Origin of the sequence: Desulfobotulus sp. (genome assembly GCF_034006065.1) — a bacterium.
In the GTDB taxonomy this organism is placed as follows: Bacteria; Desulfobacterota; Desulfobacteria; order Desulfobacterales; family ASO4-4; genus Desulfobotulus.
This window is the reverse complement of the sequence record NZ_JAVETM010000108.1, coordinates 1-3,148: the sequence shown is the minus strand read 5'-3', so window position 1 is coordinate 3,148 and position 3,148 is coordinate 1. Positions and strand designations below refer to the sequence as shown.

Annotated in this window: 2 protein-coding genes; both read right to left on the bottom strand. The window is 53.0% G+C overall.

Annotation, left to right across the window (positions count from 1 at the left end):
• A partial coding sequence (pglZ, locus tag RBR60_RS16555) for a BREX-6 system phosphatase PglZ (protein ID WP_320358862.1) occupies positions 1 to 2,549 on the bottom strand: 2,549 nt, incomplete at its 3' end.
• The coding region (locus RBR60_RS16550) for a hypothetical protein (RefSeq protein WP_320358860.1) at positions 2,540 to 3,148 on the bottom strand (609 nt) is incomplete at its 5' end. The genes pglZ and RBR60_RS16550, both read right to left, overlap by 10 nt.

Here is a 3,148-nt window from a genome sequence, read left to right as displayed (position 1 = left end):
TGATGGATGGGCTTGAAATAGATCCGGGCCTTTGACCGGGGGCCATGGCTCAATTTAAAATAGATCTCTGATGCCCGGTCCAGGGGCAGGGTCATCATATCTCCCCGCTGTTGTGCCCCGACAATATCGCCGATCTCCACCCCCACCCCTTTTTCTGAAACCAGCTGAATCTCCACCTGGGGAAGGGAGAAAAAACCTGTCTCCCTTGAGACTGGATAAACGGAAATCCTGTGAAACCCGAGAACATCGGGCAATTTTTCAATGGTCAACTCAAAGATGCCGGCGCTTTCAGGCAGATCCCTGGTTAATGAAAAGGAGATCACCGGCACCAGACGCTCCTGCAGGGTATTTCCCCCATGGTAAAAACGGGTCCGGCTCTGGTTGACAAGCAGGTGGGTGGACCGTTCAAACACAAAAAACTTATCCCTCTGCCCACTGGAATAATTGAGCTGATTCAAACCCACAGAAACAAGCTGCTTGCCGTTACGTTCAGATCCATAGGCATACCGCCGTTCCGCACACTCCAGTTTGGGTTCCCTGCCGGTTTCAAGGGACTCGTCCCCAAGAATAAACCCATGATCTGCCGTAATGATAAAGTGTTCATACCCGTTTTCTTTGAGTTTGACGATGGCCGTTTTTAAACGGGCCAGCCCCTTTTCAAAATAGTCGATGCCATACCCTGACGCACCGGACTCCCCCATTTTGTCAATATCCAGGGCAGTGACCACCACAAGGTCTTTGTCCACAATTTTTTTAAGCTTTCGATCGGAAAAGGAGAGAAGATCCCCCAGTACGATCCAGGAGGTCTCCACCCCGGCATGATCCTGCAATGTCCTGTGACGCTCTTCAGGGGTCTTTACCTGGCGCTCTCCCCCCTGAAAACCGATGATCCCCCCATTTTTATCATGGATGGGACAAAGTCTTGACTCCTTTACCACCGGCACCAGGGCGTTCATACCCACGGCGGTGATGGTGGGCAGTTCCGCCAGCATGGCAGCAATGCGCGGTGCCATGCCCATGGACGTAAGCTCCTGGACCAGCTCTTTGCCAAGTTCATACCGCAGGGCATCCACAAAAAAGAGAGCTGTCTTAACTTTTTTCTGCAGCGCGGGTTTTACCCAGTTGTGAAAGAAACAGCGTTGCTGCATGGGCGCTTCCGGCAGAAAACCTTTAACCTGGCACATCTGGTTCCATAAATAGGACTGGGCATCAATGCAGACCCTGTAAAGAAAATGAAGGGATTTACGAATCTCAATAAAGGCCTTGATGTGCAGGTCCGAATGGGTGGACTGATACCGTTCGGACAGGGAGGAGAACCGCCTGTGGATCTGATCCAGATCCCACCAGCTCTCCCTATAGAGACCTGTCAGGATTTCATGGTCCAGGGTATCGGGCTCCCGGCCCTTAATCTCCGATGTAATCCCATGGGCCTTCAGCCCCAGCTGGGAGGCCACCTCAATCCACTGCCACAGCCATAGCCGACTTCTGTCCTGCTGGAGCCAGAAGGTGCTGGAGATATCTCCTTTTCTGCCCCCGGGCAGACGAATCCTGGCAAGCCCCAGGGCTTCCGACCATTTTTGCTGGCCCAGCAGGGCCATGGCCTGGCTCAGGAAAATATCGGCTTCAAAGCGAAAGGTATCAAGCCCTCCCAGGTTCTGGGGGGTGTGCAGACACTCTTCCCGGGTGAAGTTGGCCTCCACCTGTTCGGCCCATTTAATATAAAAATCAGGATCATATTTCCTCAGCCGATGGAGCAGACTGCTTGATTTTTTAACGTACTCTTTTTGTTTTTTCTTTAACCGCATCAATCGGTCAGACCCGGGATCAATGCGAAGATCGTGGACAAACTCCATGGCCATGAGATAGCCCACCAAAAGATCTGCCTGATCGTCCGGGCGGGAGCAATCCACCTGATCCTGGTTCCAGTCCCGCTGCCACTGGAGATCCAGCCCCACCAGATTTTCAAAATAGGAGAGAACCAGGGGAAAGCATTGTTCGGGTGCCAGGCAGAGTTCAGCGTTGATCCGGGCCGGATCTTTTAAAAATTCAATGACAAACCCATCTTCGCCATACTTTCCCACAAGGCCCTTGATTTCCAGGGGGATATTCTCTTCATTGCGGATAAACTCCTCGGCCAGGGAAAGGGTCAGATCTTCCCGGGACAGCAGGGTCTGTATCTGATCTTCGGACAATCGGCCCTGGGCCACCTCCCGGATCATGGTGGAAAGGGAGACCCGCCAACGCTGTCCTGCCTTATATGCCTCCAAAACCGGCGTTTCCTTGATCTCCTGCTCATTGAATCCAGGCATGTGGATGACGCATTTGGGAACGTCCCTTGCTGAGAGCACGTCCCGGCTTTCCACCATTAATTCCAGAAAAGAGCCCCGGAAGCCAAAGATATCGTAGTGAAACAGGCCCTGGTGCTTCTGTTCTTTCCAGGTGTCCACCAGGGAGGTGAACTCATCGTCCTTGTCCAGCCACACCAATAGCCCCCTGGTGCGGAGATCCTGTTCCAGTTTTCTTTTTATGTGATCCGCAATTACGCCCATTTAAAATCCAGCTCCTGTTTTTTTTCTTTCACCCGGTTCTGCTGAGCCTCCCACTTTTGGGCAGCTTCGGGATGCAGCTCTTTAAACAGGTCCCGGCCCTTATAAAACCCATAATCGGAATGGGCCACGGCCAGGGAGGGATCTTTTTTCACCTTTTCCATTACCCGTTGGGGCCAGTAACCCATGGCCAGGTGGGACCAGTCAAAATCCTTTTTTCCCTTGGGGGTGGAAAGGGAGGTCCACCACTTTTTGGGATCTTTCCACACCGGCGAAACCAGTTCCCATAGGGCCGAGGAATTGACCATGACCCCGTCATCCAGGTCCATCACGTAAGGGGCTTCGACCTCCTGAATTTCGGGAGCCGGTCCCCGGGCGGCCAGCTGGGAGACCTTGCTGGTAAAGGTGGTAAGCTCTTCCAAAAGTTTGTCCAGATCCCCGATCTCCCGTTCCATGGCATTGAGTTGACGGGTCTCTTTGACGGCGGGGCGTTCCTCCCGAAGGCGTTTGATGCGCCCCTGTAAAAGAACTTTGTCCGGGTTCAGGTAATTGGCCAGGAGGTTGTTAAGGGTGCCGTCGGTCCATTGGTGGATGTTCACCCA